General features: G+C 62.9%; 22 protein-coding genes. 14 read left to right on the top strand and 8 right to left on the bottom strand.

Going from position 1 to position 22,764, the window contains the following annotated elements:
• Positions 1-7: 7 nt before the first annotated feature.
• From yrfG to EL335_RS11445, 5 genes are read right to left on the bottom strand one after another with little or no spacing between them, the layout of a single operon-like run.
• The gene (gene yrfG, locus EL335_RS11465) at positions 8-658 is read right to left on the bottom strand and encodes a GMP/IMP nucleotidase (RefSeq protein ID WP_126447021.1); all 651 of its coding nucleotides are present in this window, start codon (positions 656-658) and stop codon (positions 8-10) included.
• Positions 655-1,116 (bottom strand): DsrE family protein, encoded by a 462-nt coding sequence (locus EL335_RS11460; protein ID WP_126447019.1) that lies wholly within the window; start codon positions 1,114-1,116, stop codon positions 655-657. Before EL335_RS11460 ends, yrfG begins: the two co-directional genes overlap by 4 nt.
• 14 nt (positions 1,117-1,130) lie before the next feature.
• Positions 1,131-1,907 carry an enoyl-CoA hydratase/isomerase family protein gene (locus EL335_RS11455; RefSeq protein WP_126447017.1) on the bottom strand — a complete coding sequence of 259 codons (777 nt, stop codon included), beginning with the start codon at positions 1,905-1,907 and terminating at the stop codon, positions 1,131-1,133.
• 6 nt (positions 1,908-1,913) lie between these two features.
• A complete protein-coding gene (locus EL335_RS11450; RefSeq protein WP_126447015.1) occupies positions 1,914-3,185 on the bottom strand; it encodes an NAD(P)/FAD-dependent oxidoreductase in 1,272 nt (423 codons plus the stop codon).
• Between the two features lie 24 nt (positions 3,186-3,209).
• Entirely contained in the window at positions 3,210-3,419 is a 210-nt protein-coding gene (locus tag EL335_RS11445) for a hypothetical protein (protein ID WP_126447013.1), read from the bottom strand.
• Between the two features lie 119 nt (positions 3,420-3,538).
• Between EL335_RS11445 and scpA the strand changes: the two genes are divergently transcribed.
• From scpA to EL335_RS11380, 13 genes are all read left to right on the top strand, one after another.
• Positions 3,539-5,824 (top strand): methylmalonyl-CoA mutase, encoded by a 2,286-nt coding sequence (gene scpA / locus EL335_RS11440; RefSeq protein ID WP_284155353.1) that lies wholly within the window; start codon positions 3,539-3,541, stop codon positions 5,822-5,824.
• Positions 5,825-6,298: 474 nt separating this feature from the next.
• Positions 6,299-6,550: a ribbon-helix-helix domain-containing protein gene (locus tag EL335_RS11435; RefSeq protein WP_126447011.1), complete on the top strand. Its 252-nt coding sequence runs from the start codon at positions 6,299-6,301 to the stop codon at positions 6,548-6,550.
• On the top strand, positions 6,531-6,950 hold the full coding sequence (locus tag EL335_RS11430; protein WP_172600094.1) for a type II toxin-antitoxin system VapC family toxin: 420 nt from the start codon (positions 6,531-6,533) through the stop codon (positions 6,948-6,950). Before EL335_RS11435 ends, EL335_RS11430 begins: the two co-directional genes overlap by 20 nt.
• The gene (meaB, locus tag EL335_RS11425; RefSeq protein WP_126447007.1) at positions 6,943-7,941 is read left to right on the top strand and encodes a methylmalonyl Co-A mutase-associated GTPase MeaB; all 999 of its coding nucleotides are present in this window, start codon (positions 6,943-6,945) and stop codon (positions 7,939-7,941) included. Before EL335_RS11430 ends, meaB begins: the two co-directional genes overlap by 8 nt.
• A gap of 10 nt (positions 7,942-7,951) precedes the next feature.
• Positions 7,952-9,484, top strand: coding sequence for an acyl-CoA carboxylase subunit beta (locus tag EL335_RS11420; RefSeq protein ID WP_126447005.1), 1,533 nt, complete (start codon positions 7,952-7,954; stop codon positions 9,482-9,484).
• A 29-nt stretch (positions 9,485-9,513) separates the two neighbouring features.
• Positions 9,514-11,505 carry an acetyl-CoA carboxylase biotin carboxylase subunit gene (gene accC / locus EL335_RS11415; protein WP_126447004.1) on the top strand — a complete coding sequence of 664 codons (1,992 nt, stop codon included), beginning with the start codon at positions 9,514-9,516 and terminating at the stop codon, positions 11,503-11,505.
• 183 nt (positions 11,506-11,688) lie between these two features.
• On the top strand, positions 11,689-12,549 hold the full coding sequence (pilM, locus tag EL335_RS11410) for a type IV pilus biogenesis protein PilM (RefSeq protein WP_126447002.1): 861 nt from the start codon (positions 11,689-11,691) through the stop codon (positions 12,547-12,549).
• Positions 12,550-12,552: 3 nt separating this feature from the next.
• A complete protein-coding gene (locus tag EL335_RS11405; protein ID WP_126447000.1) occupies positions 12,553-13,224 on the top strand; it encodes a PilN domain-containing protein in 672 nt (223 codons plus the stop codon).
• Positions 13,221-13,940: a type II secretion system protein M gene (locus EL335_RS11400; protein ID WP_126446998.1), complete on the top strand. Its 720-nt coding sequence runs from the start codon at positions 13,221-13,223 to the stop codon at positions 13,938-13,940. Before EL335_RS11405 ends, EL335_RS11400 begins: the two co-directional genes overlap by 4 nt.
• Positions 13,925-14,266: an MSHA biogenesis protein MshK gene (locus EL335_RS11395; RefSeq protein ID WP_126446996.1), complete on the top strand. Its 342-nt coding sequence runs from the start codon at positions 13,925-13,927 to the stop codon at positions 14,264-14,266. Before EL335_RS11400 ends, EL335_RS11395 begins: the two co-directional genes overlap by 16 nt.
• Positions 14,263-15,972: a secretin N-terminal domain-containing protein gene (locus EL335_RS11390; RefSeq protein ID WP_126446994.1), complete on the top strand. Its 1,710-nt coding sequence runs from the start codon at positions 14,263-14,265 to the stop codon at positions 15,970-15,972. The genes EL335_RS11395 and EL335_RS11390 overlap by 4 nt, the downstream gene beginning before the upstream one ends.
• Positions 15,969-16,805 carry an ExeA family protein gene (locus EL335_RS11385; protein ID WP_126446992.1) on the top strand — a complete coding sequence of 279 codons (837 nt, stop codon included), beginning with the start codon at positions 15,969-15,971 and terminating at the stop codon, positions 16,803-16,805. Before EL335_RS11390 ends, EL335_RS11385 begins: the two co-directional genes overlap by 4 nt.
• Before the next feature lie 14 nt (positions 16,806-16,819).
• Positions 16,820-18,055, top strand: coding sequence for a tetratricopeptide repeat protein (locus EL335_RS11380; protein ID WP_126446990.1), 1,236 nt, complete (start codon positions 16,820-16,822; stop codon positions 18,053-18,055).
• A 178-nt stretch (positions 18,056-18,233) separates the two neighbouring features.
• On the opposite strand, the gene EL335_RS11375 is transcribed toward EL335_RS11380, so the two are convergent.
• Positions 18,234-18,935: a double zinc ribbon domain-containing protein gene (locus EL335_RS11375; RefSeq protein WP_284155352.1), complete on the bottom strand. Its 702-nt coding sequence runs from the start codon at positions 18,933-18,935 to the stop codon at positions 18,234-18,236.
• A 23-nt stretch (positions 18,936-18,958) separates the two neighbouring features.
• On the opposite strand from EL335_RS11375, the gene EL335_RS11370 reads away from it, so the two are divergent.
• On the top strand, positions 18,959-19,786 hold the full coding sequence (locus tag EL335_RS11370) for a methyltransferase domain-containing protein (protein WP_126446986.1): 828 nt from the start codon (positions 18,959-18,961) through the stop codon (positions 19,784-19,786).
• 242 nt (positions 19,787-20,028) lie between these two features.
• Here the strand turns inward: EL335_RS11370 and EL335_RS11365 are convergent, their stop codons facing one another.
• Positions 20,029-21,936 carry a hybrid sensor histidine kinase/response regulator gene (locus tag EL335_RS11365; protein WP_126446984.1) on the bottom strand — a complete coding sequence of 636 codons (1,908 nt, stop codon included), beginning with the start codon at positions 21,934-21,936 and terminating at the stop codon, positions 20,029-20,031.
• Between the two features lie 95 nt (positions 21,937-22,031).
• Positions 22,032-22,709 carry a c-type cytochrome gene (locus EL335_RS11360; protein WP_126446982.1) on the bottom strand — a complete coding sequence of 226 codons (678 nt, stop codon included), beginning with the start codon at positions 22,707-22,709 and terminating at the stop codon, positions 22,032-22,034.
• Positions 22,710-22,764: the final 55 nt, after the last annotated feature.

Here is a 22,764-nt window from a genome sequence, read left to right as displayed (position 1 = left end):
ATTCTCATTATGTGAGCAATTCGGTGAAGCTGTCAATGGCCGGGTAATGGCATGTGTCTTTGGGGGGCAGTTTCGTATCGGGCCTGCGCACCGCGACGAGATAGCGGATGCCATAGTCGCGCGCGGCATCGAGCACCGGCAGGCTGTCGTCGATGAGCAGGGTGCGGGTCGGCTCGAATGGCTCGATCGCGGCGAGCTTCTCCCAGAAGCCGCGCTGTTCCTTGGCGAAACCGAGTGCATGGGCGGAGACGATCGCATCGAAATGCGGTTCGAGCCCGGTTTTCGCCATCTTCAGCGTGATGCTCTTGTGATGCGCGTTGGTGGCGAGCACCACGCGCTTGCGCAACCGGCCCAGCAGGGCAAGGAAATCGCTGACCGACGGGTGGACCTGGATCAGATGCGCGACTTCTTCCTTGAGCCGCATGATGTCGAGCTCCAGCTCGCTTTCCCAGTAGTCGACCGAATACCAGTCGAGTGTGCCGGCGCGGGCTGAATAGCGTGCCATCAGTTCCTCGCGCGCCACATCGAGTGTCAGCCCCTTCGTTGCCGCATAGCACAGCGGCACATGGGCCTGCCAGAAATGGTTGTCGAAATGGAGGTCGAGTAGGGTGCCGTCCATGTCGAGCAGGACGGTGTCGATGGCATTCCAGTCGATCATGGGCGCAGATAGATCCAGCCGGCCTGCTGGCGCTTCATGATTTCGACATAACCGGCCTTGACGATTTTGACGCCCGCGACGAGATCGTCGGCGGTGAGGTGTTGCGCCTGCAGCGAATTGCCGCAAGCAAGAAACTCGACGCCGCCGGCGATGGCATCGAGCACATCGTTGGCCGCCACCGAATCGGCCTTCAGCATGCCCAGGCCGCTGCCAATGGCGACGACGGCGATGGCGACATTCTTCTTCCCCAGCTCGGCCTGGATATTCTTGATGTTGGCGAGTAGCGCCATCCATTTCTTGCCATCGTCCTCATTGATTTGGATGACGAGGCGATTGAACGCGCTGGGTGCCGTTCTGTCAGCGCCGACTCGATTGCTTGCACCGGCAGCGCCGGCGGAGAAGGCGGGTAGGACTGTGCCAACGATCAACGCAGCGATTGCAAGCGGAAAGATTCTCATGGGATTCCCTCTGGTTACCGACCGGTGAAGTTCGGCGGCTGCTTGGCAGCGAACGCTGCCATGCCGATTCCATAATCGGCGCTGCTGAGAAACGCGAAGGAAGCGCGCCGTTCGTCCTCGCTCAATGGCACGCCTTGTTGCAGGCGGGCGATCCATTGCTTGTGCCAGCGTGCGACGAGCGGCGCGCCGGCGGCGATGCGCTCCACCGTGGCCTGCGTCTCCGCGACGAGTGTTTCGTCGGCGACGACGCGCGTCAGCAGGCCTTTTTCATAGGCTTCACGGGCCGTCAGCAACCGGCCTTCGAGCAGCATTTCCTTGACCACCGCCTCACCAGCGAGTTCGAGCAGGCCGGCTAGCTCGTCCGGATACATCGAGAATCCCAGCTTGTTGATCGGTGCCCCGAAGCGTGCTGATTCGCCGGCGATGCGCAGATCGCAGGCGCAGGCGATTTCCAGACCGCCGCCGACACAGGGACCAGTGATTTGCGCCACGATCGGGTGACGGCAGCGACGAATGGCCGTGAGCGCCTCGGCGACCTGACGGTGATAGGCCAGCGCGCCCTCCACCGTGGCGCGCAGCGTGTGCATCTCATCGAGATCGCCGCCGGTGGCGAAGGCCGTGCCGGCACCGCGCACGATCACGCAGCGCAGCGCAGCGTCGGCGGTGGCAACGCTGAAAACCTCCGCCAGACGCCGCCACATCGACGTATTCAGCGCATTGAGCTTGTCGGGATTGAACAGCGTGACGGTGAGGATGGCACCGTCACGCGCGGTGAGGATGTCCGCAGCCACTGAAGCTTACTTGTGCAGACGGGTGACGCCGATCAGCTTGAGGACATAACGCTCGTAGAACGGCTCGGTATTTCCCTTCTTGATCTTGTTGAGGAAGTATTTTTCGTAGCCGACCTTGGCGTAATGTACCCATTTGCCTTTCTTGAACCAGCTGACGTTGCGTGGTGGAATCTGCGGAATGGCGACGAAGGCCGCGCCTTCGTCGCCGAAATCGGCTAGGCAGACCGCATTCCAGGTGGCCTTGTGATCTGGCTCCTTGCCGTCCATCGCCTGGCGGATGTTGTGCACCGTGGCGGTGACCATCGATTCGATCATGTAGCCGGTCTTTGGTGTGCCGACGGGGATCGGCGTGGCTTCGACGGGCGGAATCGCGACGCAGACGCCGACCGAATAAATGTTCTTGTATTTCGGATTGCGCTGGAACTCGTCGATGATCGTGAAGCCGCGCGGGTTGGCCAGCCCTTCGACGCCAAAAACCGCATCGACGCCTTTGAAGGCCGGCAGCATCATCGAATACTTGAACGGCAGCTCGTGCTCCTTCTTCACGCTGCCGTCGTCGTTGTGCTCGGTCACATACATCTTGCCGGCTTCGACTTTGGTGACCTTGGCGTTGCAGATCCACTTGATGTGCTTGTCGCGGAATGTCGATTCGAGCAAACCCTTCGAGTCGCCAACACCGCCCAGGCCGAGGTGGCCGATGTAAGGTTCCGCGGTGACGAAGGTCATCGGCACCTTGCTGCGGATCTTGCGGCGACGCAGGTCGGTATCCATGATCAGCGCGTATTCATAGGCCGGACCGTAACATGAGGCGCCTTGGACCGCACCGACGACGATCGGGCCGGGATCGGCGACGAACTGGTTCCAGGCGGCGCCGGACTTGACGGCGTGATCGACCGCACAAACCGAATGAGTGAATTTTTCCGGGCCGAGACCTTCGACTTCGTCGAAGGCGAGTTTGGGTCCAGTGGCGATGATCAGGAAGTCGTAATCGACAAAGGAGCCGTCGATCAGCTCGATGCGATTGTCGGCCGGATGAACTTTTTTTGCCGCCTTGGCAATGAAGTCGATGCCCTTACGGGCGAGATATGGCGCGATTTCGAAGGTGATGTCCTCGCGTGTGCGCCAATTCACCGCCACCCAGGGATTGGAGGGCGTGAATTGGAAGTAGGGATGTTCGCTGACGACCGTGACCTTGTCGTTGGGGCCGACCTGCTCCTTCATGTCGTAAGCAGCAGTCATGCCGCCGATTCCGCCGCCGAGAATGACGATGTGTGCCATGTTTGATTCTTTCCTCCTGTCTGGTTAAGCGACGAAAAGTTTGTCGATCGCGGCAAGGCCGGTATCGACGGTATTGCGCAAGTCTTCCGGGCAGTCTTCGCGTTCGATCACGAATGTCGTATAGGCGGATAGCGACTTGAGTGCGCAGGCGATCTGGGCGACGGATTCGAGCACCTCCTGGTCCATCTTGATACCCGGGCGCAATTCCCACAAGCTTCTCTCTTCTTTATTCATGACATCGGCTCCTCCAAGATGGTTGCGGAAGCTTGATTCTAACCACAACGGCGTGGCTCACGGCGATAATCGAAGGGTTCAGCGACTCACGATATTTTCACGAATCGGGCAAGTAGCACATGGCAAAACGCGAATGCGATCGCGCCTTGCGTGCGAAGCGTGTGGGGTATCGATCACTGCCCGGCAAGGGTTTCTGGCATCATGCGCCAAAACGACAACTCGACATTGGAGTGGATTACATGCGCAAATATCCGGAAGTGATGGTTCCAGGCCTCGATGCCTGGAGCAGGGCTGCCGCCAAGTCGGCGCCCGAGGGCGATCTGGAAAAACTGAACTGGACGACTCCCGAGGGGCTGGTCGTCAAGCCGCTCTACACGAAGGCCGATGTGGCCCAGTTGCCTTTCGCTGACACCTTGCCCGGCTTCGAGCCCTTCGTGCGCGGCCCGCAGGCGACGATGTATGCGGCGCGGCCGTGGACGATCCGTCAATATGCGGGCTTTTCCACCGCCGAGGAATCGAACGCCTTCTACCGCAAGGCACTGGCGGCCGGTGCGCAGGGCGTCTCGGTGGCGTTCGATCTGGCCACGCACCGCGGCTACGACTCCGATCACCCGCGTGTCGTCGGCGACGTCGGCAAGGCCGGCGTCGCGATCGATTCGGTCGAGGACATGAAAATCCTCTTCGACGGCATTCCGCTCGACAAGGTATCGGTGTCGATGACGATGAACGGCGCGGTGCTGCCGGTGTTGGCGGGCTACGTGGTGGCCGCCGAGGAGCAGGGGGTTGGTCAGGACAAGCTCTCGGGCACGATCCAGAACGACATCCTGAAAGAGTTCATGGTCAGGAACACCTACATCTATCCGCCCGAGCCGTCGATGCGCATCATCGCCGACATCATCGCCTACACGGCGGAGAAGATGCCGAAGTTCAACTCGATCTCGATCTCCGGTTACCACATCCAGGAAGCGGGCGCCACACAGGCGCTGGAGCTCGCTTTCACGCTCGCCGACGGCATCGAATACGTGCGCACCGCGATGAAACGGGGGCTGGATGTCGATGCCTTCGCTGGACGACTGTCGTTTTTCTTTGGCATCGGCATGAACTTCTATCTGGAGATCGCCAAGCTCAGGGCCGCGCGTCTGCTCTGGTGGCGCATCATGAAAGACTTCGGCGCGAAGAATCCGAAGTCGCTGATGCTGCGTACCCACTGCCAGACTTCCGGCTGGTCGCTCACCGAGCAGGATCCCTACAACAACATCGTGCGCACGACGATCGAGGCGATGGCCGCCGTGTTCGGCGGCACGCAGTCGCTGCACACCAACGCCTTCGACGAGGCGATCGCACTGCCCACCGAGTTCTCGGCGCGCATCGCACGGAATACGCAGATCCTGATCCAGGAAGAGACCCACATCACGAATGTCATCGATCCCTGGGGCGGCAGCTACATGATGGAAAAGCTCACGCAGGACATGGCCGACAAGGCGTGGAGCATCATCGAAGAGGTCGAGGCGATGGGCGGCATGACCCATGCGGTGGAGACCGGCTGGGCCAAGCTGCAGATCGAGAAGTGCGCGGCCGAGAAGCAGGCGCGCATCGATTCTGGCCAGGATGTCATCGTCGGGGTCAACAAATACCGTCTCGAAAAGGAGGCGCCGGTCGAGATTCTCGAAATCGACAACCATGCGGTGCGCGAGGCGCAGATCGCGCGGCTCGGGGAAATTCGGCGGCTGCGGGACGGCGCGGCGGTGCAAGCGGCGCTCGATGCGTTGAGCGATGCGGCGCGAACGGGAACGGGCAATCTGCTCGACCTCGCGATCAAGGCAACGCGCGCAAGGGCCACGGTCGGCGAGATATCGGAGGCGCTAGAAAAAGTCTGGGGCCGGCATCGCGCTACGCACCAGGTCGTCTCTGGCGTCTATGCGGACGCCTTCGGCAACGTTCCGGGGCTGGATGAGGTGCGCGAGCAGGTCGAGGAATTCGCCGCCAGCGAAGGTCGCCGGCCGCGCATCATGATCGCCAAGCTCGGCCAGGACGGCCACGACCGCGGGGCGAAAGTGGTGGCCACGGCCTTCGCCGATCTCGGCTTCGACGTCGATATCGGCCCGCTGTTCCAAACCCCCGAGGAGGCCGCACGTCAGGCGATCGAAAACGACGTGCATGCAGTGGGCGTGTCGACGCTGGCCGCAGGTCATAAGACGCTGGTGCCGAAGCTCATCGCAGCGCTCGAGGCCGAAGGTGCGGACGACATCGTCGTTTTCGTCGGTGGCGTGATCCCGGCGCAGGATTACGAGGCGTTGTTTGCCGCTGGCGTCAAGGGCATCTTCGGTCCGGGCACACCGATCCCGCAGTGCGCCGGAGAGGTGCTGCGTGCGATCCGGGCGGCGCATTTGCCACGGAACGCTTGAACCCAGATTGTCCATTAGACCGTCCTGTCAAGGATGAGCGTGAGCAAGCCTTTTCATTCTGGACTGCGCGGGCGCGCATCATCTGCGGGCGGGCCCTTCGCGCCCGCGCGTATCGCCAGACACCGCTATTGGCTCGTCGCGCGGACGCAAATTGCCTCGCCCTCGCCTCGGAATCGCCTCGCGCTCTAATGGACAATCTGGGTTGAACCCAGATTGTCCATTAGAGCGGGCTGATTCGCCATGAACATTCGATATGATTATTTCAACGCCCTACGCGGCGGTTTTCGGGCTGCGGGCGGCATCTTTGCGCCCCCGCTCCTCGCCAATAGGCACCGCTATTGGCTCGTCGCGGTAACGCAAACCTGCTCGCCCTCGCCTTCGAAACCCGCTCGCGTTCCAATGGACAATCTGGGTTGAACCGACCGCATGGCTGTGATATTGTAATACAATATTTCACCTCAGGAGGTTTCCATCATGGCTCTTTCCGTCCGTCTCGATCCTTTGTTGGAAAGCCGCGTCGAGCAGGAAGCCCGACGGCGCGGCATCACCAAGTCCGAAGTCGTCAAGGATGCGCTGGAGCGCGTGCTCGGTATGAAGAGCCCATCGGCCCTGTATCGCCAGATCATCGATCGCCAGCCCTACGCGGTCAATGAGCCGCAGACCGAGTATTCCGAAAACAGCGGCGAGAAGTTCAAGGCGCTCTTGCGTGCGAAGCATCCTGATTGACACCGGTCCGCTGGTCGCTCTGTTCGGCCGCAAAGACCGCCACCACGACGAGTATCGCGCGAGGATGCTGGCCGCCGATGCCGAGGGGCTGCGCTTCATCACCACCTGGCCATGCATCGTCGAAGCCGCGTACTTGCTCGAGCCGCCCGAGCGCTACGACCTCATCGAGTTCGTCACGCTCGGGGGCGTCCAGCTCTATCCTTTCGATACCGCCCATCTCGAAGACATGCTCGGCTGGATGCGAACCTACACCGAGCCCGGCAAGAGAGAAATGGACTTTGCCGACGCTTCGCTCTACTGGCTCGCCGTCGATACGGGCATCAATTGCATCATGACGCTCGATCGGCGCGATTTCGAGCGTTATCGACTGCCGGACGGACGGAGCTTCGAGATTGTCTGAAATCGACCGACTCACGCCCGAAGATCGCGCAATCATCACGGGCGTTCTCGCCGGCCAGCGCCGCGCGCTGGCGAAGGCCATCACGCTGATCGAGTCGACGCGCCCCGATCACCAGGAGCGTGCCGCAGCGGTGCTGGATGCTTTGTTGCCGCAGACGGGAAAGAGCCTGCGTATCGGCATCACCGGGGTGCCGGGCGCGGGAAAATCTACTTTCATCGAAGCCTTCGGTCTTCATCTCATCGGACAAGGGCTGAAAATCGCGGTGCTCGCGGTCGATCCCTCCTCGCAGCGCAGCGGTGGTTCGATTCTGGGGGATAAGACGCGCATGGAGCGTTTGAGCCAGTCTGAGGCCGCATTCATTCGCCCCTCACCCGCTGGCGGGGCCTTGGGCGGCGTGGCGGCAAAAACCCGCGAGGCCATGCTTCTTTGCGAAGCGGCCGGCTTCGATGTCGTGATCGTCGAAACCGTCGGCGTCGGCCAGTCGGAAACCGAGGTGGCGGGCATGACCGACGTTTTCATCCTGTTGCAGCTGCCGAACGCTGGCGACGATTTGCAAGCCATCAAGAAGGGCATCATCGAGCTCGCCGATCTCATCATTTACAACAAAGCCGATCTGGACGCTGCTGCGGCGGAACGCGCGGCCATCCAAATGCGCTCGGTGCTCGCCATGCTTCGCCCGGCGACAGCGAACTGGCAGCCGCGCGTCTTGCAGATCAGCGCCCTGCAGGGTACGGGCATCGCAGCAGTGTGGGCAACTTTGCAGGAGTACCGCGAGATCGTGACGGCGTCGGGGGCGCTGGCCGAAAAACGCCGCCGCCAGACGCTTTCCTGGATGTGGCAGCTGATCGACGTGGGCTTGCGTCAGCGCTTCCAATCCCACCCCGCCGTGAGAGGCGCATTGCCCGATCTTGCCCGCGCGGTTCAGAAGGGTGAAACCTCCCCCACGGCAGCCGCGCAGCGGCTCTTGAATCTGCTGAATCGGTATTTTTAGGAGATCGTTGATGCACGAGATCATCGAAGAACTGGAAAGAAAACGCGAGCTGGCGCGCCTTGGCGGCGGTCAGAAACGGATCGACGCCCAGCACGCCAAGGGCAAGCTCACGGCGCGCGAGCGCATCGAACTGCTGCTCGACGATGGCACTTTCGAAGAGTGGGACATGTTCAAGGAACACCGTTGCACCGACTTCGGCATGGATCAGACCAGGATTCCTTCCGATGGCGTGGTGACTGGCTATGGCACGATCAACGGCCGTATGGTGTTCGTCTTCTCGCAGGATTTCACCGTCTTCGGTGGCGCTTTGTCGGAAGCGCACGCCGAGAAGATCTGCAAGATCATGGACAAGGCGATGCAGGTCGGCTGCCCAGTGATCGGCCTCAATGATTCAGGCGGGGCGCGCATCCAGGAGGGCGTGGCGGCCCTGGGAGGCTACGCCGAAGTGTTCCAGAGAAACGTCATGGCCTCTGGCGTGATCCCACAGATATCTCTCATCATGGGCCCCTGCGCCGGCGGCGCGGTGTATAGCCCAGCGATGACCGACTTCATCTTCATGGTGAAGGACAGTTCCTACATGTTCGTGACAGGCCCCGAGGTGGTGAAGACGGTCACGCACGAAGAGGTCACCGCCGAGGAGTTGGGCGGTGGCGTGACGCACACGACGAAATCCGGGGTGGCCGATCTCGCCTTCGAAAACGACGTCGAGGCACTGATCCTCATGCGTCGCTTCTTCAACTATCTGCCCTTGAACAACCGCGAGAAGCCGCCGATCCGGCCGACCAGTGACCCCGCCGATCGCATCGACATGAGTCTCGATACCCTGGTGCCGGACAACCCGAACAAGCCCTATGACATCAAGGAGCTGATTCACAAGGTCGTCGATGAGGCCGACTTTTTCGAGTTGCAACCCGATCACGCCAAGAACATCGTCATTGGTTTTGCGCGCCTGGAAGGCCAGACCGTGGGCATCGTCGCCAACCAGCCGATGGTGCTGGCCGGCTGCCTGGACATCAAAAGTTCGATCAAGGCGGCGCGCTTCGTGCGCTTTTGTGATGCCTTCAACATTCCGATCGTCACCTTCGTCGATGTGCCGGGCTTCATGCCGGGCACGGCGCAGGAATACGGCGGCATCATCAAGCACGGCGCCAAGCTGCTCTATGCCTATGCCGAATGCACGGTGCCGAAGATAACCGTGATCACCCGCAAGGCCTACGGGGGGGCTTACGACGTGATGGCCTCGAAACACCTGCGCGGCGACGTGAACTTCGCCTGGCCTTCGGCCGAGATCGCGGTGATGGGCCCAAAGGGTGCGGTGGAAATCATCTTCCGCGACGAAAAGAACGACCCGGTCAAGGTCGCCGCACGCGAGGCCGAATACAAGGCCAAGTTCGCCAATCCCTTCGTTGCCGGCAGCCGAGGCTTCATCGATGACGTGATCCAGCCGCACGAAACCCGCAAGCGCATCTGCCGCTCGCTGGTGATGTTGAGGAACAAGAACATTTCCAATCCGTGGCGCAAGCACGGCAACATTCCGCTCTGACGGCTCATGCATCGATCCTAGAGGTCACCATGTTCAAGAAAATCCTGATTGCCAACCGCGGCGAGATCGCCTGCCGAGTCATCAAGACCTGCCGCAAGATGGGGATTGCCACCGTCGCGGTGTATTCCGAGGCAGACCGCGACGCGCTGCATGTCGAGTTGGCGGATGAGGCCGTGTGCATCGGTCCCGCGCCCGCGAAGGACAGTTATCTGCAAATGGACAAGATCATCGCCGCCTGCCAGAAAACCGGCGCGGAAGCGGTGCATCCGGGTTACGGCTTCCTGTCTGAAAACGCCGAGTTCTCGCGTCGTCTGGAGGAGGAGGGCATCGTCTTCATCGGCCCGAAGCATTACTCAGTGGCAAAGATGGGCGACAAGATCGAATCGAAGAAGCTCGCCATCGCCGCAAAAGTCAACACCATTCCCGGCTACAACGACGCGATCGACACGCCTGAAAAGGCCGTCGAGATCGCACGCAAAATCGGCTATCCAGTGATGATCAAGGCTTCCGCGGGTGGCGGCGGCAAAGGGCTGCGTGTCGCCTGGAACGACAAGGAGGCACACGAGGGGTTTGCCTCGTGCAAGACCGAGGCGAAGAACGCCTTTGCTGATGATCGGGTGTTCATCGAAAAATACGTCGAGGAGCCACGCCACATCGAGATCCAGGTGCTCGGTGATGCTCACGGCAACATCGTCTACCTCCACGAGCGCGAATGCTCGATCCAGCGCCGCCATCAGAAGGTGATCGAGGAGGCGCCCTCGCCCTTCCTCGATCCGGAAACGCGCCGTGCGATGGGCGAACAGGCAGTGGCGCTGGCGCAGGCGGTGAATTACCAGTCCGCCGGCACCGTCGAGTTCGTCGTCAATGGCAAGGACAAGAGCTTCTACTTCCTCGAGATGAACACGCGCTTGCAGGTCGAGCATCCGGTCACCGAATGCATCACCGGCCTCGACCTCGTCGAGTGGATGATCCGCGTCGCTGCCGGCGAAAAACTACCCCTCCGGCAGGAGGACATCAAACTCGACGGCTGGGCGATCGAATGCCGCATCAATGCCGAAGATCCCTTCCGCGGCTTTCTGCCTTCGACCGGCCGGCTGGTGAAGTTCATCCCGCCGAAGGAGGGCAACGGGGTGCGCGTCGATACTGGCGTCTATGAAGGCGGCGAGATTTCGATGTATTACGATTCGATGATCGCGAAACTGATCTGCCATGCCCCGACGCGCGACGGGGCGATCGCCAAGATGCGCGATGCCCTGAATGCTTTCGTGATTCGCGGCGTGGCATCGAACATCGCCTTCCAGGCTGCGCTGATGCAGCATCCGCGCTTCGTCTCCGGTCATTTCGACACTGGACTGATCAATGAGTCGTATCCGAAGGGCTTCGACGCTTCGATGGTGCCGCACGACGATCCGGCGCTGCTGATCATTGTCGCCGCCGCGATGCATCGCCAGCACCAGGCGCGCAATGCGCAAATTTCGGGACAAATGCCCGGCCACGAATACCGGCCGGGATCGGAGTTCGTCGTACGGCTTACCGACGGCGGTGATTACCTGGTCAGCGTGCACCCTGCGCCAGGAGGCTGGGATGTGCGGCTGGATGGCGAAACCTACGCGGTTCGCAGCGACTGGCAATTCGGCCAGCCGCTGTATCGTGGCACGATCAATGGCGAGCCGTTTTGCATGCAGGTCGAACGGCGGGGTCTCAAGTATCGGTTGTTCCACTGGGGCAAGCAGGCCGATCTGATGGTACTCACCCGGCGCGCTGCGTATCTGTCGACGCTGATGCCGAAGAAGGCGCCGCCCGATATGAGCAAGTTCCTGCTCTCGCCGATGCCGGGGCTTCTCACCCAGATCGCCGTCTCCCCCGGCCAGGAGGTCAAAGCCGGCGAAGTGCTCGCCAAGATCGAGGCGATGAAGATGGAGAACGTGCTCAAAGCCGAGCGCGACTGTGTCGTCGACACCCTGCTTGCGAACCCCGGCGAAAGCCTATCGGTCGATCAGCCGATCATTGCATTCCGCTGAGACTCGGCGCTGCCGAAACGGCACCTCACTACCATCTAACCAGGTTTTTGCCGCTTAATCCGGCCTTGCTGCGCTTTGCGGCTCGCTAGACTCCGGGCACACGGTAGCATGGGCCCGGAGATGGCTTTGGGAGAAAGCAGACCGAACGGAACTTGGACGGCAGTGGATTTCGCTCCTGGGCGGATGACCGTCGCGGAAGTCGCGCGTGACGGCGGCAAGCCCGTGGTGCGCGCCTGCGAAGGCTATGCACGCGAAGGCGGCATCGGCGAGAGTCTCAAACGCTTGCGCCGCGCTCGGCGCTTCGGCCGCCAACGCTGTGTCACGCTGCTGGCCGAAGGCCAATATCAGCTGCTGCAAGTCGAGTTGCCCACCAACGCAGCGAGCATGACGCGCGATGAGCTGCGCGAGGCATTGCGCTGGCGGGTGAAAGAGATGGTCGATTTCCCCGTCGAGCGCGCCGGCATCGACCTGCTCGAAATTCCCCCGGTCGGCAACCGTCCGCCCCAGGTTTGGGTCGTGCTCGCCAGCCATGACGTTCTGCAGCCGATCATCTGGGAATTCCAGGAAGCGAAGGTCACGCTTGCCGCGATCGACATCCCCGAGCTGGCGCAGCGCAATCTGGCCGCGTTGTTCGAAGAAGCCAACCGGGGCCTGGCCTTGCTGTCTTTCGATCGTCAGGGCGGCAGGCTCGTCATCACCTATCAAGGGGAGCTCTACATGACGCGCCACATCGACGTCGGCAGCGCGGAGCTCGCCGACCCGCGCGACGGGGCGCTCTACGAGCGGGTATTGCTCGACATCCAGCGCAGCCTCGACAGCTTCGACCGCAACTACGGCGCGATCAACGTCGCGCGCCTGCTGATCGGGCCGATGCCACAGACAGAGGCAGGGGCCTTCATCGAATATCTGGGTGGTAATCTCTCCTTGCCGGTGGCGAGCGCGCATCTCGCCGAGGTGATGGATTTCACGCAGACACCCCATCTCGATGATCCGGCCGCACAAGCCGATGCCTGGCTGGCGCTCGGGGCCGCGCTCAGAGAGTGACAGATGGCCGGGCAGATCAACCTCTACGACCCAGCCCTGCGCAAGAAACGCGACTGGCTGACGCTTACCAACCTCGTGCTGGGTGGCACCATGATGCTCACGATCGTCGTGGCTGCGGGGCTCATGGCCCGCAGCGGCCTGCCGCAGTTGCGGGCCCAGACGGCGGCGGGAGAAGCCCGTTTGGCTGAGTTGCGTGGCCAGGTGCAAGCGCTCGGCAAAGAAGCCGAGGAACGGAAAGCCGATGCGCGTCTCGAACGGGAGCTGGCCTCGCTGCGCCAACTGGCCGAAGCGCGCGGCATCGTGCTACAAACCTTGCGCCAGCGGCTGGCGGCGGATGCCCCCGGATTTGCCGACCCGCTGCGCGGACTGGCGAATCTGACCATGCCCGGTGTTTGGATCACCGGCTTTGCCTGGGATGCAGCAAACAACGTGATGGAAATCCGCGGCCGGACGACTGATCCGGCCTTGCTGCCCGAATACATCCGGCGTCTGGAGCGCGAGCCGGCGATGCGCGGACAGGCATTTGCCGCGCTCAATGTCAGTGAGGGCAAGCCCGAGCCGCTGCCTGCCGGCAGTACGACTGCGGCGCCGCGGCTACCACCTTTCCACGAATTCACGCTGTTGCCGGTCAAGCGCGAGGGGGCATCTGTTGCAGCCGAGGGAGGACGAGGATGAGCGTTTGGCAGGCACGCTGGCGAGGCTGGAGCGCACGTTTTGCCGCGCTGCAGCCGCGCGAAAAGATGCTGATCGCCGCAGCGGCGGCAGTGGCGGTGTTTTTCGGCGGCTACAGCCTGTGGATCGAACCTGCACTGTTGCAGGCGAAACAGCTCAAGGCCACTCTCGCGCAGCAGCGAGAAGAGCAAAGCCGCTTGGAAGAACAGGTCACCGCTCTCAAGGCAAGCGCCAGCGATCCGAATGCCGCAATCCGCGCGAGCATCGAGCGCCTGAAGGCGGAACTCGCGCTCACCGAGCGCGAAATCGAAGGCTACGGCAACACGCTGATCCCACCCGAGCGCATACCGGCCCTGTTGCAAAGGGTGCTGGCCCGCCATCGCGGGCTGACGCTGGTGAGTTTGGCAACCTTGCCTCCTCGGCCACTCGTCGAAAAGCAGGCGAAAGCGGAGACCAGCGCGAATGACGCCCCCGTCGCAGCAGATGCGGCAAAACCGGAAAGCGCTGTTCAGGCAAGCGCCAATCTCTATCAGCATGGCATCGAAATCAAGCTGGCCGGCGGCTATCACGATCTGCTCGCCTACGTTGCCGAACTCGATGCCAGCCCACAGAAACTGCTGCGCGGCAAACTCGATCTGGTCGTCAAAGCGTATCCGGTCAGCGAACTGACTTTGACGGTCTATACCTTGAGTCTGGATCCAAGATGGCTCGTCGTTTGATCTCATTATTGCCGATGCTCTGGTTCTGCGCTGGCGCCCAGGCACAGGGCGCCGATCCGACCCGGCCACCGTTCGACAGCGGCCCGGCTGCACAAAGCGGAGCGGCGCAGGAAGCCGCCAGCGGCCTACAGTCGATCCTGCGCAGAAAGGCAGGCAAACCGGCAGCGATGATCAACGGCACCGTGGTCGAACTCGGCGGCAAGGTCGGCGAGGCTCGCTTGACGCGGATCGGCGAGGATTTCGTCGTGCTGCGCGGGCCGCAAGGTATCGAGACCCTCTATCTGACGCCTGGCGTCAAGAAGACGCCAAGGAAGGAAAAAAGATGAACGAGATCCTCATCAGAACCCTGTGGCTATTCGCCTTGCCCCTCGCGTTGAGCGGTTGCCAAACACCGCCGGCACGGCCCGATCTGGTGCGCGAGCGGATGGGCGAGGAGCTGGCGCAAGCGCTGAATCAGCGCCCCTCACCGCAAGTATCGGAAAAAGCCCTGCTGCCGCCGCTCAACATCGAACTGCCGAAAGTGGAGCAGGCCGAGCCGCGCTTCGATCTCTCCGTCGTCAATGCTCCTGCGGCGCAGGTCTTCATGGCCATCGTCAGCGGCACGCGCTACAACATGCTGGTCGGCCCTGAAGTCGCCGGCACGATCACCATCGATCTGAAAGACGTGACGGTGCGCGAAGCACTCGAATCGATCCGCGATCTTTACGGCTACGAATTCACGATCCAGGGCAACCGCATCACGATCCAGCCCAACACGCTGCAGACGCGCGTCTTCCAGGTGAATTATCTGGCCAGCCGCCGTCAGGGCGCGACCGAGCTGAGAGTCACCTCGAGTTCGATCGCTGGTAGCACGACCGGTACGGCCTCGACGCCGACCAGCGGCACGGCCGTGCCGCCTACGGCTACGGGTGGCAGCCAAGCGGCCAGCAGCCTGACTAGTCAGGTGCAGACCAGCACCGACAGCGATTTCTGGCGTGAGCTGCAAACCTCGCTGGCGACCATCGTCAGCGGAGAAGGGCGCAGCGTCGTGGTCAATGGCCTGTCCGGCGTCGTCGTCGTGCGTGGCTATCCCGCCGAGCTGCGCGCCGTCGAACAGTATTTGAAGGCGACCCAGGTGATGGTCGAGCGACAGGTGATGCTCGAAGCAAAGATCCTCGAAGTGCAGCTCTCCGAACGTTTCCAGAATGGCATCAACTGGGCTTCGTTCAACGGCGTGAACCACCGCGCCAGCGTCGGTGTGCTGCAGCCCGGCAGCACGCTTGCGGCCACCGGCAGTGGCAGCGCTCTCGCCAGCGCCGACCTCACGGCATTGCCTGGCGTGGCGGGTTCGCTAGCGGCAACGGCGCTCGGCAATGGTTTCGTCGGTCTCGCGTTCCAGACCGCCAACTTCGCGGCGCTGCTCAGCTTCCTCGAAACCCAAGGCCAGGTCTCGGTGCTGTCGAGCCCGCGCATCGCGACGCTCAACAACCAGAAGGCCGTGCTGAAAGTCGGCACCGATGAGCTGTTCGTCACCAACGTCACCTCGACCACGACCAGCACCGCCGCGGGTACCACCTCGACGCCGAATCTGACGCTGCAACCGTATTTTTCCGGTATCTCGCTGGATGTGACGCCGCAGATCGACGAAGAAGGCAAGATCATCCTGCACATCCATCCGGCGGTCAGTGCGGTTTCCGAGAAGGAGAAGGTCATCGATCTCGGCGCACTCGGCCAGTTCAAGTTGCCGCTCGCCACCTCGAGCGTCAATGAAACCGACAGCATCGTGCGCGTGCAGGATGGCAACATCGTCGCGATCGGCGGCCTGATGACGCAAAGCCAGACGAGCAATCGCAATGGCCTGCCGGGCACCGTTTCGTCGCCAGCCGGCGTGTTGTTTGGGCAGCGCGGCAGCAGCCTGGAAAAACGCGAGCTGGTGATCCTCCTCAAACCGACCATCATCCGCGACGATCGCGCCTGGCTGGATGACCTGCGGCAAAGCGGCGAGCGTCTGCGCAATTTCGACCTGCCTCCCCTCACCGTGCCCTTGCAGTGAGCGTTTATCTTGCCCATTTCGGTCTGAACCAGCTACCGTTCGGCATCACGCCCGATACCGAGTTCGCCTATCCGAGCCGCAGCTATCGGGAAGGCATCAACCTGCTGCATTTCGCCCTGGCGAGCGGCGAAGGCTTCATCAAGGTGGTCGGCGAGGTCGGCACCGGCAAGACCCTGCTGTGCCGCAGCTTGTTGAACGAGCTGGACGACGACTGGCAGGCCGCCTACATCCCGAATCCGCAAATGGATCCCCGCGAGCTGTTGCTCGAAATCGCCGACGAGCTGGGGGCGGAGCAGGGGGCGAAGGACATCGCGCGGCTCGTCAAGCGCATCAATCAGCGCTTGCTCGAGCTCGCCGCCGCAGGACGCAAGGTGGTGCTGTGCATCGACGAAGCGCAGACCATGCCACGCGTGACCCTGGAAAGCCTGCGCCTACTGTCCAATCTCGAAACCGAGAAACGCAAACTGCTGCACATCATTCTCTTCGGGCAGCCGGAGCTGGACGAGATGCTGGCACGGCATTCGGCCCGCCAGCTGCGTCAGCGTATCGCCTTCTCATATCGGCTGCAGCACCTCGATGCAGAAGAGGTGAAGCGCTATGTCGCACAGCGCCTGGCGACGGCGGGCTACCGGGGTGAGCCGCTGTTCACCCCCCGTGCGCTCCGGGCGCTCTACCATCGCTCGGGGGGTACGCCACGGCTCATCAACATTCTGGCCAACAAGGCCTTGCTGGTGGCCTTTGGTGAAGGCCGGCTACAGGTCGAACCGCGACACATCAAAGCTGCGGCGCGCGACACCGAGGGTGCGCGCGACAAGCCCTGGTGGGTCTGGTAGAGAGGAACGAGGGGATGAGTATCATCAACCAGATGTTGCGCGATCTCGATGCCCGTCAGGCAAGCCAGCAAGAGCGTGCCGGCCTGCCAGCCGGCCTGCGCACCCTGCCCCCGGAACCACGGCGCAACAAGCAGTCGTGGGTGCTGCTGGTCATCGGCCTGCTCATCGGCGCCGTGGCGGTCTCGTTCTTCATTGGCCGGACTTCGCAGCCACCCGTCACTGCTTTAGACCGAGCCGCTGCGCCCCAAACCGCATCAGTCCCTGCCGCCATGCCTACTGCGCAGCAAGAACTGCAGAGTGCCCTTGTCGAGCCGGCACCGCCATCTCCGCCGGCAGAACTCAAAGTGAAGCCGGTTGCCGCAAGTGCGAGTTTGCAGTCACCCTCGCCCTCACCGAATGCCAAATCGACACCGGCCGAGAAAGCCAAAATGTCGGCCGCTGCAACGCCGAGCAAGCCGACCGAATCACGGAAGGCCTCCACTGACAAGCCCACCGCACCACCGCTGCAACCGGTGCATTCTCCAAGGGCAGCGTCGCCGCCTGACAGCGGCAAGAGCTTTGCACCATCGCTGCCGCCGGCCGAGCCGGACGCTCCCCGCTCTGCCAGGACTCCCACTCCTGATGGACGGATCGACAAACAACCCAAGGCCGCAGAAGGGCAAAACGCGTTGGCCGAAAGCGAGTATCGCAAGGGCATGCAGGCAGCGACCCAGGGCGATCATGGCGCGGCGCTGCCCTTGTTGCGTCATGCGTTGGAAATCGAGCCCCGGCACACCAAGGCGCGTCAGGCATTGCTCGCGGTTCTGGCCAATCTACGCCAGTGGGGGGAAGTGAAACAGGTGGCGCAGGAAGGTTTGTCGTTCGAACCGACACGCACGCCTTGGGCGACGCTCCTGGCACGGCTCCAGTATGAACATGGCGATGGTGAGGCGGCACTGAAGACGCTGGAAAGCCATGCGGCGCATGCGGCGAACGATGCCGACTTCCAGGCCTTGTTTGCCTTCCTGCTGCAGAAACGGCAGCTTCATGACGAAGCCGCACAGCATTACGAGGCTGCGTTGCGTCTGCGTCCCGCCGAGGGGCGCTGGTGGTTCGGCCTGGGGTTGGCGCTCGAAGCGGCCGGACGTGGAGACGAAGCCAGAGTGGCCTTTGCCAAGGCGCGCGAGACCGGCAACCTGCCCGCTGAAATGCGCAGTAGCGTCGAAGAGAAACTCAGGACCTCCTCACTGTCCGCGTCGCCGCCTCCTTGAGGCCATCGCGGGCTGGACGGTCGAGTGGGTCGGCGGCTGGCGAAGCTTGCGGGCGTGCGCATCCCCGCTACGCGGGGCCCCTGCTTACTGCTCGCGTCGCCGCCTCCTCAAGGCCATCGCGGGCTGGACGGTCGAGTGGGTCGGCGGCTGGCGCCGCTCGCGGGCGTGCGCATCCCCGCTACGCGGGGCCCCTGCTTACTGCTCGCGTCGCCACCCAATTGACGACATGTGCGGCGCCGCGTGCTTTGAGCGCGGTTGCGACGGCGGCGAGTGTTGCGCCGGTCGTCATCACGTCATCGACGACGATCACCGTCAGGCCGGCAAGATCGCGGCGGCAGGCGAAGGCATGGCGGACGTTGCCTTGTCGGGCGCGCCAGGGCAGGCGGCTTTGCGGCAGTGTGTCGCGCTGTCGGTAAAGGCTGGTGGCGTCGATCGGCAAGCCCAGTGCAGATGCCAGCGGCCTGGCGATTTCCAGCGCTTGGTTGAAACCGCGCTCGCGCAGTCGTTGTGGCGACAAGGGCACCGGCATCAGCAGATCGCCCGTCGGTCGCGAGCCGGCGAGCATCACGCGACTGAAAAACTCGGCGCTGGGAAGACGGCACCCGTATTTGAGTTGATGCACCAAACCATCTACCGGGAAGGCATAAACGAGCGGCGCAAGGGTGGCATCGAAGGCGGGCGGCGCTTTCAGGCAGGCGCCACAGGCTTGCGCCGGTGCGCCCAGCGGCCTGGCGCACACTGGACAGAGGGGGCCGGAAAGACGCGGTAGATCCGCCGCGCAATCGGCGCAGACTGGCGCACGGGCGCGCGCGCCGCAGAGCAGACAGGCGCGTGGGAGCAGTTCGTCGAACCAGCGGGTGAGGAGCGCTTTCAGGGTCACAGTCGATCGCGGATAATGCCTGGATGAGTTCGCGGGAAAGTTTCGCGGCTGCAGCCGCATCCTACGATAATGCCGCCGTGCTGGCACGCGAGGTGGGCCGCCGCATGGCCGATCGCCTCGCCTGTGTGCTTCTTACGCCGCGGCGTTTTGCCGACATCGGCTGCGCGACCGGTGATGGCGTGCGCGCGCTGATGCGCCGCTATCCCGAGGCGCTGCCGCTGGCGGTCGATTACGCGCTGCCGATGCTCGAAGCCGTGCGCGCACACGCAGGCTGGTGGGATCGATTGCGCGGCAAGGCCCCACGCTGTGTGAATGCGGACGTGCGCGCATTGCCATTCGCCGAGAGCAGCCTCGATCTGGTTTGGTCGAACTTGATGCTGCACTGGCTGCCCGATCTGCGCCCGGCGTTTGCAGAATTGCATCGCGTACTGGCCGAGGGGGGGCTACTGCACTTTTCGCTGCTGGGCCCAGATACGCTCAAGGAAATACGCGAGTGCGCGGGCCAGCTCGGCCTTTCGTGGAGCGGCAAGACATTCGTCGATATGCACGATGTCGGGGATCTGCTGATGGCCGCCGGTTTCGGCGATCCGGTGATGGAAATGGAGATGCTGACGCTGACCTACCGCACCCCACACGCCTTCCTTGCCGACCTGCGCCATCTCGGTGTGCGCGACGGGCTGCTGGGCCGCCAAGGCTTTCGCGGCTGGCGCAGGCTCTTCTCTGTCTGGCCCCGCACGGCGGGCTTGTTGCCGGCGCGGTTCGAGATCGTCTACGGCCATGCCTGGAAACTTTCGCCCCGCCCGCAACCATCTGGCCGCGCCGTGATGCGCTTTCACCGTCGGCTCGGTTGACCTATCATCCTAAAAACCCCAGTTGACCGCTCCTGAAGGCAAAAAATGCCTGAGAAGATCGAAAGATGTCTCACTGATTCCGCTCACCGGAGAGGTGACCCCGCTACGCACCCCCTGGCACGCGCCGACGGGCGCCTGGCATTAAAGCTCCTCCTTGCAGGCATGAGCCTGCTGCCTCAATGCGTCGCGCCATCCGCCCGCCGGCACGCACCATCGGGCGCGTCCAACCGAGGTTTTTAGGATCATTCCGCGTCGTCGTCGAGCGCGAGCAGCCGGTCGAGCAACGCGCGCAACCGCGCCGGCCGGAAAGGGCGCATCAGCAGCAAGTGCGGCGTTGCGCTGGACGGCTCACTCAAAGTCGGCACCGGTCCGTTGCCGATGATCAGCGCGGGCAGCGGTCGCCCCATTTTTGCCGCGGCACGGTTGAGCCAGGCCAGGCTGCGTTCGACACCGGCTGCACCGCCCGGCAGATCGAGAATGACACAGCGCGGCAGGCACTCGCCATCTATTTGGACGGCATCGGGATTGGCCACCTGCGTTACTGCGAAATGCCAGTTGTCGAGCAAGTGGATCAGTTCCTCGTGTTCCGGAGTGACTGGACCGATCAGCAAAATCGGACACTGGGCCGAATCCGGCCGCTCTTCGAAGGCGCCCAGGCTGGCCGCAGATGAGGTGAGCGGCACCGTCAGCGCGAAACGTGAGCCTTGCCCGACACGCGAGCAGAGCGTCAGCGGGTGATCGAGCAGCGCGGCGGATTTACGGACGATGGCCAGCCCCAGGCCTAATCCCTTCTCTGGATCGCGCTCCGGATTGTCGAGCTGCACCAGCTCGTCGAAGATCGTCTCATGGGCCTCGGGGGGAATGCCGGTGCCGGTGTCCCAGACCTCGATGCGGGCGGCGTTGCCCCGCCGCCGACAGGCGACGAGGATGCCGCCGCGATGGGTGTGGCGGATCGCGTTGCCTACCAGATTGATCAGGATGCGGTGCAGCAATGCCGGGTCGGTGAGGATCCAGTCGTCATGGATGCGGCTGCGTAACGTCAATCCCTTTTCCGCAGCGGCATCGGCGAAGCTCTCCACCACTTGGCCGATGGCCTGCGTCGCGCGCACCGGCTGACGTTCGACCTGGACCACCTGGCCGTCGAGACGCGAATAATCGAGCAAGGTGCCGAGCAGTTGCTGAAGATTGCCGACGGTCTGGGCGAGCTGACGCAGTTTCGGGACGAATTCCGGCGGTGGATCGTCCTTCAGCAGCCGCGCGACGAAGAGGCCGAGCGCCTGGGCCGGCTGGCGCAGATCATGGCTGGCTGCCGCGAAGAAACGGCTGCGCGCGCGCGCCGCTTGTTCGGCCGCATCGCGCTCATGGCGCAGCAGTGCGGTGGCTTCGAGAATGCGCTCGGCGAGCTGTTCCTGGCTTTGTCCCACCGCTGCCGCCATTTCGTTGATGCCTTGCGCCAACCGGCCCAGTTCGTCATTGCCCCGCACCTCGACGCGTTGTGAGAAGTCGCCGCGCTTGACGCCGGCGACGACGGCATCGATCTCCGTCAAGGCGCGGATCGGGCCACGGGAAAGGGCGATGGCCAGACCGATCGCCAACACCAGGACAAACGTCGAAAGCGCCGCAGTCTTCAGCGCATAGGCGCGAATTTCGTCATGCAGCGCGCGCGACGACACCTTGAGCACCAAGTGCCCCAGTATTGCCGCGTCGCCTGCTTGCGCGGGCGCGGTGTAGGGATCGACTTCCGCCAGCTGGGTGGGCTGGATCGTCAGCACATGCCAATGTTCGGTCGCGGCGCTCCTGCCAGGTGCTTCGAACCCCGGGATGAGCTGTTCCATGGGGGGCAGCTGTGTGCGCGGCAGCGTGCTCGCCAGCACGTGCCCTTTGCCGTCGAGGAAGGCGGCGGCGAGAATGTCTGGTTCCTGGCGCGCTACCAGCACGAGCTTTTTCAGCGCCTCGACATTGCCGACGAACAAGCTGTACTCCGCCAGGGCAGACAACTGCCGCGCTACTGCGGAAAGCCGACGGTGCTGTTCGGTCTTTGCCTGCTGCATCTGGCCCAGGATCAACATGCCGGTGACCAGCACGGCCACCAGGATCGCTGGCCCGACGGCGGCGAACAGGATGCGGGCGCGGATGCCGAACGATTTCATGCTGGCACCCCGAAAGCGAACAGGGGCGGCTTGCTGCCGCCCCTGTGGGTTTCAGTCGGGAACGCGCGCCCGCTCATCCGGCGCGGGAATCCGCATCAATACAAGCCGGCGATGTAATCCGCGACGGCGTGGATTTCCGCATCGGTCATCTTGATCGCGATCATGCGCATCATCTTGTTGGGGTCGTTGGCGCGCTCGCCGTTGCGGAAGGCTTTCAGCTGCGCTTCGAGGTATTCCGCATACTGGCCGGCGATGCGCGGATACTGGACGGGAATGCCTTTGCCGGCCGGACCATGGCATCCTGCGCAGGCGGGCAAGCCTTTCGAGGCGTCGCCGGCGCGATACAGCTTGCGGCCCAGTTCGAGAGCGTTGCGATCTTTCGCTTCGCCGCCAACCTGCTTCTGGCTGGCAAACCAGGCGGCGAGATCCTTCATTTGCATCTCGTCATAAGGAGCGATCATGCCGTTCATGATCGCATTGACGCGCTCGGGCTTGCCGTCGGGGCCGCCCTTGAAGTTTTTCATTTGCTTGAAGAGATAGGCGGCATGCTGACCGGCGAGTTTCGGGTTGGCCGGGGTCGCGCTGTTGCCGTCGGGATTGTGGCAGGCTGCGCAGACCGTGGCGGCGATTTCCTTGCCTTTGGCAGGATCGCCCGCATAGCTGGCGGGTTTGTCTGCCTCATTGGCATGGGCGTTGGCAAAAGCACCGGCGGCCAGCGACAACACGGCCGCGGACAACAGAGACACTTTCAACGGGATCGAGTCGCGGCTCATCTGAAGCTCCTCATATAACTGTCTGGTCAATAAACGCGCTATTCTATATCAGCTT

Origin of the sequence: Sulfuricystis multivorans (assembly GCF_003966565.1) — a bacterium.
Taxonomy (GTDB): domain Bacteria; phylum Pseudomonadota; class Gammaproteobacteria; order Burkholderiales; family Rhodocyclaceae; genus Sulfuricystis; species Sulfuricystis multivorans.
The sequence above is the reverse complement of the archived record's forward strand: the minus strand, read 5'-3'. Positions and strand labels throughout refer to the sequence as shown.

Excerpts from the sequence above, each read along its gene's own strand:
- yrfG (WP_126447021.1), bottom strand. The coding sequence starts at position 658 with ATGATCGACTGGAATGCCATCGACACCGTCCTGCTCGACATGGACGGC.
- EL335_RS11380 (WP_126446990.1), top strand. The coding sequence starts at position 16,820 with ATGAGTATCATCAACCAGATGTTGCGCGATCTCGATGCCCGTCAGGCA.
- EL335_RS11400 (WP_126446998.1), top strand. The coding sequence starts at position 13,221 with ATGAGCGTTTGGCAGGCACGCTGGCGAGGCTGGAGCGCACGTTTTGCC.
- EL335_RS11460 (WP_126447019.1), bottom strand. The coding sequence starts at position 1,116 with ATGAGAATCTTTCCGCTTGCAATCGCTGCGTTGATCGTTGGCACAGTC.
- EL335_RS11420 (WP_126447005.1), top strand. The coding sequence starts at position 7,952 with ATGCACGAGATCATCGAAGAACTGGAAAGAAAACGCGAGCTGGCGCGC.
- EL335_RS11450 (WP_126447015.1), bottom strand. The coding sequence starts at position 3,185 with ATGGCACACATCGTCATTCTCGGCGGCGGAATCGGCGGCATGACTGCT.
- EL335_RS11365 (WP_126446984.1), bottom strand. The coding sequence starts at position 21,936 with ATGAAATCGTTCGGCATCCGCGCCCGCATCCTGTTCGCCGCCGTCGGG.
- EL335_RS11395 (WP_126446996.1), top strand. The coding sequence starts at position 13,925 with ATGGCTCGTCGTTTGATCTCATTATTGCCGATGCTCTGGTTCTGCGCT.
- EL335_RS11370 (WP_126446986.1), top strand. The coding sequence starts at position 18,959 with ATGAGTTCGCGGGAAAGTTTCGCGGCTGCAGCCGCATCCTACGATAAT.
- accC (WP_126447004.1), top strand. The coding sequence starts at position 9,514 with ATGTTCAAGAAAATCCTGATTGCCAACCGCGGCGAGATCGCCTGCCGA.
- EL335_RS11390 (WP_126446994.1), top strand. The coding sequence starts at position 14,263 with ATGAACGAGATCCTCATCAGAACCCTGTGGCTATTCGCCTTGCCCCTC.
- EL335_RS11405 (WP_126447000.1), top strand. The coding sequence starts at position 12,553 with ATGGCCGGGCAGATCAACCTCTACGACCCAGCCCTGCGCAAGAAACGC.
- EL335_RS11445 (WP_126447013.1), bottom strand. The coding sequence starts at position 3,419 with ATGAATAAAGAAGAGAGAAGCTTGTGGGAATTGCGCCCGGGTATCAAG.
- pilM (WP_126447002.1), top strand. The coding sequence starts at position 11,689 with ATGACCGTCGCGGAAGTCGCGCGTGACGGCGGCAAGCCCGTGGTGCGC.
- scpA (WP_284155353.1), top strand. The coding sequence starts at position 3,539 with ATGGCAAAACGCGAATGCGATCGCGCCTTGCGTGCGAAGCGTGTGGGG.
- EL335_RS11435 (WP_126447011.1), top strand. The coding sequence starts at position 6,299 with ATGGCTCTTTCCGTCCGTCTCGATCCTTTGTTGGAAAGCCGCGTCGAG.
- EL335_RS11360 (WP_126446982.1), bottom strand. The coding sequence starts at position 22,709 with ATGAGCCGCGACTCGATCCCGTTGAAAGTGTCTCTGTTGTCCGCGGCC.